Annotated in this window: 5 protein-coding genes; 3 read left to right on the top strand and 2 right to left on the bottom strand. The window is 30.8% G+C overall.

Annotated elements, in window-relative coordinates:
- The 3 genes from AABM47_RS06545 to lon all read left to right on the top strand — a co-directional run.
- Positions 1 to 886, top strand: an 886-nt coding sequence (locus AABM47_RS06545) for an MFS transporter (protein WP_338410124.1), incomplete at its 5' end; no start/stop codon positions are given.
- Between the two features lie 30 nt (positions 887 to 916).
- Positions 917 to 1,447 (top strand): hypothetical protein, encoded by a 531-nt coding sequence (locus AABM47_RS06540; protein WP_338410123.1) that lies wholly within the window; start codon positions 917 to 919, stop codon positions 1,445 to 1,447.
- 201 nt (positions 1,448 to 1,648) lie between these two features.
- Positions 1,649 to 4,102 (top strand): endopeptidase La, encoded by a 2,454-nt coding sequence (gene lon, locus AABM47_RS06535; RefSeq protein WP_338410122.1) that lies wholly within the window; start codon positions 1,649 to 1,651, stop codon positions 4,100 to 4,102.
- 53 nt (positions 4,103 to 4,155) lie between these two features.
- Here the strand turns inward: lon and AABM47_RS06530 are convergent, their stop codons facing one another.
- Entirely contained in the window at positions 4,156 to 4,536 is a 381-nt protein-coding gene (locus tag AABM47_RS06530; RefSeq protein WP_338410121.1) for a RidA family protein, read from the bottom strand.
- 39 nt (positions 4,537 to 4,575) lie between these two features.
- The gene (locus tag AABM47_RS06525; RefSeq protein ID WP_338410120.1) at positions 4,576 to 7,224 is read right to left on the bottom strand and encodes a putative LPS assembly protein LptD; all 2,649 of its coding nucleotides are present in this window, start codon (positions 7,222 to 7,224) and stop codon (positions 4,576 to 4,578) included.
- Positions 7,225 to 7,286 lie beyond the last annotated feature (62 nt).

Genomic DNA, 7,286 nt, shown 5'->3' with positions numbered 1-7,286 from the left:
TATAGCTTTTCCAGAACAGCAAGACAAATTAAGTGCAAAAGGGTTTTCCTTAGGTTATATTGGAAGTGTTATTTTATTGGTTTTTAATTTATCGATGGTCATGAAGCCCGAATCATTTGGAATTTTAGGTGAAGAGGCATCTTTGAAAGCAATGCAATATTCTTTTATTTCCGTTGGTATTTGGTGGATCTTTTTTAGCCAATACACCTTTTATTATCTGCCTTCTTGTGTTAAAAAAAATAAGGTAACCAAAAATGTGATTTTTAATGGGTATAAAGAGTTAAAAAAAGTGTGGCATCAATTAAAAGAAAACAGCATTTTAAAAAAATATTTACAAAGTTTTTTTGTTTATAGTATGGCTGTTCAAACCGTTATGCTTGTGGCAACCTATTTTGGTGAACAAGAAATAGCTTGGAAAAATGATGATGAAAAAACTTTAGGATTAATAACAAGTATTTTAGTAATTCAATTAGTTGCTGTTATTGGGGCAATTGCTACATCAAAGATATCTGAAAAATTAGGCAACATAAAAACCTTAATTATAATTAATTCCATTTGGGCCATTATATGTGTTTTTGCCTTTTTTGTTATAAACCCCGTTCAATTTTATATTACTGCTGGATTTGTAGGATTAGTAATGGGTGGCATTCAATCGTTATCACGTTCAACATATTCAAAATTATTACCTGAAACGAAGGATACAACATCTTTTTTTAGTTTTTATGATGTTGCAGAAAAAATAGGAATTGTTATAGGAATGATCATTTTTGCTACTATTGATCAAATTACAGGCTCCATGCGAAATGCAATAGTTTTTTTGGCATTATTTTTTATTATAGGTGTTTTTTTATTAACTAAAGTAGGAAATATAGTGCCAAAAAAATAAAAAAGTATACATTTGAAAAAATATATAAAAATGAACAAATCATTACTGTTAAAAAGTTTAATCGTTTTAATTTCCATTACTTCAATAATGTCATGCGATATTGAAACTATAGATCCTTTACTAGCACCAAATGTTTCAACAGGAGTTTCGGGCACATATTTATTAACATCTTTCATTACATCTGTTCCTACAGATTTAAATGGGGATGGCACAACTTCTATAAATCAAATGAATGAAACAAACTGTTTTAATAATAGCTTTATTGTTTTAAGTGCAGCTAATACTTTTATCTCAAATTCTAAAGGTATTGAGATAGATGGAATTGGAACAGATGCTGTTGTTTCTTGTTTTTCTGATCCTGATTATTCAGGTTCTTGGGCTCAAAACGGAATCAACATAACTTTTACCTATCAAGATGCAGGAGTTTCTTATACTGATACATTTGTATATAATGGAAACACACTAACGCTATCGTATAGTGATGGCGAAGTTGTGGGAACTTCGGGCGGTAATCCTGTTTATTTAACTTCAGACTTAACGTTTGTTTACACCAAACAATAATATATAAATTTAAGCTTTAAACAAAACTCCATTTACAGATTTAGTAGATGGTTTTTTTATGGCATAAAACTTGATTTAATAAGTTGAATTATTAGTGTTTATAATTTACTAAATGCTGATTTCTATAGCTTTAACTTATTTTAGTGCTTCTGAAAGCGTATTTATTCATAATTAATAATGACAAAAAAACTTAATATTAGTATGTCGAATCAAAAAATATTTTCTATTGACAATTTGTCACTTCAAGAAATGCAATCTGACGCAGAATTAATTCCGTTAATGACTCCGGAAGATGAAGAAGAAATGAATAACGAAATTTTGCCTCAAGACTTGGCAATTCTTCCGTTACGTAATACAGTTTTATTTCCCGGTGTTGTAATACCTATAACGGCAGGAAGAGATAAATCGATCAAACTAATAAATGACGCCAATTCTGTTGGAAAAATAATAGGCGTAGTATCTCAAATAGACGAAGATGTTGAGGAACCAACAGCTAATGATATTCATAAAGTAGGAACAGTTGCACAAATTATAAGGGTATTAAAAATGCCTGATGGCAATACAACCGTAATTTTACAAGGAAAAAAACGATTTGAAATTGATTCTATAACACAAGAAGAGCCTTACTTAAGAGCTACTATAAAAGAAGTTGTGGAAAAGAGACCCGAAACTTCTGATGCCGAATTTACTTCTATTATAGATTCATTAAAAGAATTGGCTATTGAAATTATTAATGAAAGTCCAAACATTCCTTCTGAGGCTACTTTTGCCATAAAAAACATTGATAGTAATCCGTTTTTAATCAATTTTGTTTCTTCAAACATGAATTTGAGTGTAAAGGAAAAACAAGATTTATTGCAAATAGGAAATCTAAAAGAAAGAGCGTTAGAAACTCTTAGATATATGAATTTAGAATTGCAAAAGTTAGAACTTAAAAATGATATTCAATCAAAAGTAAGAACTGATTTAGACCAGCAACAAAGAGAATACTATTTGCATCAACAAATGAAAACCATTCAAGAAGAGCTTGGAGGTGTTTCATATGATGAAGAAATTGAAGAAATGCGAATTAAAGCAAAGACAAAAAAATGGAATGAAAAAGTTGAAAAAAACTTTCAAAAAGAATTATTAAAATTACAACGAACAAATCCTAATGCTCCCGATTTTGGTATTCAACGTAATTATTTAGAATTATATTTAGAACTGCCATGGAATTTAGTTTCAAAAGATAATTTTGATTTAAAACGGGCTCAAAAAATCCTCGATAGAGATCATTTTGGTTTAGATGATGTAAAAAAACGAATCATAGAACATTTAGCTGTTTTAAAACTGCGAAACGATATGCGATCACCAATTCTTTGCTTATACGGGCCTCCTGGGGTTGGTAAAACATCTATAGGAAAGTCTGTTGCTGAGGCGCTTGGACGCGAATATGTTCGTATATCACTAGGTGGATTAAGAGACGAAGCTGAAATTAGAGGCCATAGAAAAACATATATTGGTGCCATGCCGGGTCGAATAATTCAATCCATAAAAAAAGCCAAAACCTCTAATCCTGTTTTTGTTTTAGATGAAATAGATAAATTAAGCAGTGGGCATAGCGGAGACCCTTCTTCAGCTTTATTAGAAGTGCTTGATCCTGAGCAAAACAACTCCTTTTATGATAATTTTCTTGAAATGGGGTATGACTTGTCAAAAGTTATGTTTATAGCCACATCGAACAGCCTGTCGACTATTCAACCGGCATTGATAGACAGAATGGAAATTATTAATATGTCGGGTTACACCATTGAAGAAAAAATTGAAATTGCGCATAAACACTTGTTACCAAAACAATTAAAAGAGCACGGATTAAACAAAAAAGATTTATCTATTGGCAAAAAAGAATTAGAAAGTATTGTTGTGGGTTATACACGCGAATCTGGAGTACGTGGATTAGAAAAGAAAATTGCTGAAATGGTTCGAAATGCTGCAAAATCAATTGCAATGGAAGAAGAATATAGTATAAAAGTTGCTGTAAAAGATATTGTTGAAGTATTAAAATCACCTCGTTTAGAACGTGACAAATACGAAAACAATGATATTGCTGGAGTTGTTACGGGTTTAGCTTGGACCTCAGTTGGTGGTGATATATTATTTATTGAATCATTAGTTTCAAAAGGTAAAGGAAACATGACCATGACAGGAAACCTTGGAACGGTAATGAAAGAATCTGTTACTATTGCATTAGAATATATAAAAGCAAACGCATTACTTTTAGGAATTCAAGAAGATATATTAACAAAAAACAACATTCATATTCATGTGCCAGAAGGTGCAACACCAAAAGACGGACCAAGTGCTGGTATTGCAATGTTAACCTCAATGGTTTCTTCGTATACTCAAAATAGAGTTAAGAAAAATATTGCCATGACTGGAGAAATTACTTTGCGAGGAAAAGTGTTGCCTGTTGGAGGAATTAAAGAAAAAATATTAGCAGCAAAAAGAGCTAATATTAAAGAAATTATTCTTTGTTCAGAAAACAAACCAGATATTGAAGAAATAAATCCTACTTACTTAAAAGGACTTACTTTTCATTATGTTGACAAAATGAGTGAAGTTATTGATATAGCTATTTTAGACCAAAAAGTTAAAAATGCTAAAGTTTTATCATAAAATATTTTTGTAAAAAAACAGATTTGAGTAATTTAAATCAAATCTGTTTTTATTTACTTTATAGCCAAAACCGAAATTTCAATATTTACTCCTTTTGGTAAAAAAGCAACTTGAACGGTTTCTCGAGCTGGTGCCGTTTTTTCATCAAAATAAGAGCCATAAATGGTGTTTATTTTCGAAAAATCGCCCATGTTCATTATAAAAATTGTTGTTTTTACAACATTTTCAAAAGTCATTTCTGCGGCTTTTAAAACAGCTTTTAAATTTTTCATTACCTGCTCAGTTTCTTCTTCTATAGTTTCTAAAACCAACTCGCCAGTTTCTGGATTTATAGCTATTTGGCCCGATGTGTATAATGTGTTTCCAACTAATACGGCCTGACTATAAGGGCCAATAGGAGCAGGAGCTTTTTCTGTATAAATGATTTTTTTCATAATAGTATGTGTTTTTATGTTCTTAAGAAACTGTTTTTTTTATTGCAACACACGATCTGGAATTTTATTTTTATCCCACTTGATATCACTTAATATAGACGACTTAACACCTATAAAAAAGCCCCAGTAGGCATTTGTTCCATAAGGAACCCAGTTAAAACTCATGCGCCAACTTTCTAAATCTCTTTCAAATCTAAATTGTGAAAATGTAATTCCTTTTTTTGCAAAATCATAACCTGTCGAAATCCCAACTTTCCATCTTGGAGCTAACTCAATATTTCCCGAAACCATTAATGAATTATTACTTATTTCACTTTGCCTGTTATTGTTGTTATAAGTTATAGAATAAGCAAATTGCAGATCCCACGGAAGCTTTGTGTTATAATATTCATTTTCTGTATTATCTTTTTCATCCTTTTTTGTGTCATCAAACAACGTTTGTCTGTTGTCATTTAAATCTGTAGACCTTCCAAACAAATCATCAGCTCTTCCACCATTTAACTCGTTTTGAGATTTAGCAGTATTTTCATCACTTGAATCACTGCTCGTTAATGAATAATTTATTTGCATATTAGCACTTGTCATTCTAAAAAGACTGCCACCATTGTCTATATTAAATGTATTTATTCTACGACCGCTATTATCAATTGCATATGGATCAAGACGAGACCCAAAATTTATCGACATTTTATCTTTAAATAAATTTGTACCTCCTGAAATAGATAAGGGCTGCAATGCTAAAGAATCTGCAATTATATTATACGAAGTTGATAAGTTTAGACTGTTGAGTAATTTAACTTTTTTAATTTCTTCTTTTCCAGTTATTTTATCAATTTTTTTAACTTTAGCCTCAAATGTATTACTAAGTCCAAATCCTATATTGCTTGAATTGTTTTTACCAGGAGCACCATAAATACCACTTTCAAAACGGGTATACTCTTCCATAGTGGTACCTGTTGCATCTATGGCATAAGTATCATAATATTGATCAAAACTTGGGCTGTAGTTGTATGAAATATTAGGACGCATTACGTGTCGTATTGCTTGTATTTTTTTATCCTCACCAAAATCAAAAGTTCCATAAATAGTAGTTCCTAAACTTGAAGAAAAATTATAAGTTCTAAAAGCTCCAAACTCATTAACTCTTGATGTAACAACTTTGTTTTCGGTGCTGCTATAAGCTTTTCTAACGGAATTAAATGACCAAGTTTCGGTAAAATTAGAGTTGGCACTTGCACTTATATATTTAAACAATTTAAAGTTTGTGCCAATCGGTATAGTGTGCTGAAAACCCGCTTTGCCGTCTTTAAACATTTGAGGTTTAAAAAATAAGGAATCAGTTGTTACAATATTATTTTTACCATTTAAATTATACTGCAAATTAATATTTTGAAAAAAACCTTTTTTCGTTCCATTTTTTGGTGCAAATGGATACATACGATCAACACTTGCCTGCAATGTAGGTAAAGTCATGTTAATTTGTTCTGTATTGGTGTTTTGAGAATGAGTAGCCGTTACAGAAAAGTTTATTTGAGGTACTGTCGCAAAAGTTTTAGAAAAGGAAACTGAAGATGATAAATTATTATTTATAGATGCTCCAATGTTTGACAAACTTAGTGAGTTTTTAAAATACTGACTGCTTGAAATATTTACAGAAGATGAAAATCTAGAACTTGGCGATGCTTTAGAATCTTGACTATGACTCCATTGAATGCTATATTGTTTTGATTTGGCATAATCAGGAAACCCACGTTCACTTTGAATTTGGTTTTCATATCGCAAATTAATTCTACCACTAAATTTATATCGAAGACCGTAACTGCTTTCTGCACGTAATCCATAACTACCATTGGTATAATAATCTGCTAAAACAGCTAAATCATAATGTTTGCTTAATGCAAAATAGTAGCCTCCATTTTGTAAAAAATATCCTTGTGTGTTACTCTGGCCTGGAGTAGGCATAATGAAACCAGAAATACTTTCTTGCGACATTGGAAAGTAAGCAAATGGAAGGCCAATAGGTGTTGGCACATCTGCAATAACTAGATTTGTTAATCCTACAACAACTTTTTTACCGGGAACAAATTTAATTTTACGCGCTAAAAAATAATATTCTGGATTATCAACATCTTTTGCCGTTGTAAACCGAGCATTTTTCATAAAAATAACAGAATCATTTTCTCTTTTAGAAACTTCTGCTTTAATATTTAAATCATTTTGTTTTGTTCTTGAATTCCAAATTAATGCTTTTTTTGATTTGGTATTAAATCGAATAGAATCAGGTTCTACCAGATTAGCCCCTTGTTTAAAAGAAGGAGCTTGGTAATACTTACCCAAACTATCTTTTAATCGGCCAGCATAAACTTCATTTTTTTCATAGTTTAAAACAATGATTCCTGCCTTTAACTCAATATCTTGATAATAAAGTTCGGCTTCATTATATAAAGTTAATTCTTTTTTTTGTTGATCTATTTTTTCGTAACCGGTAGCTTTTCGTTTAACAATACCTTCTAATATTGATTTCTTTTTTGTTGTTGAATCTACTTTGGTTGAATCTTTAATTGTTAATAAGTCATTGGCATTTACTTGTAAAGTATCCTTTATAGCAATCTCTTGTGCAAAAGATACAGTTGTTCCAATTGTTAGAAAAAAGGAAAAAAAAGCGATATGAATAGTCTTTAAATACAATGCTTATGTGCTATTTTTGTATAATTACGGCCTAGTTTTTGAAGGGTCAAACTTACATATAT

The organism is uncultured Flavobacterium sp. (assembly GCF_963925415.1).
Classification (GTDB): domain Bacteria; phylum Bacteroidota; class Bacteroidia; order Flavobacteriales; family Flavobacteriaceae; genus Flavobacterium.
This window is presented reverse-complemented; position numbering and strand designations above follow the sequence as displayed.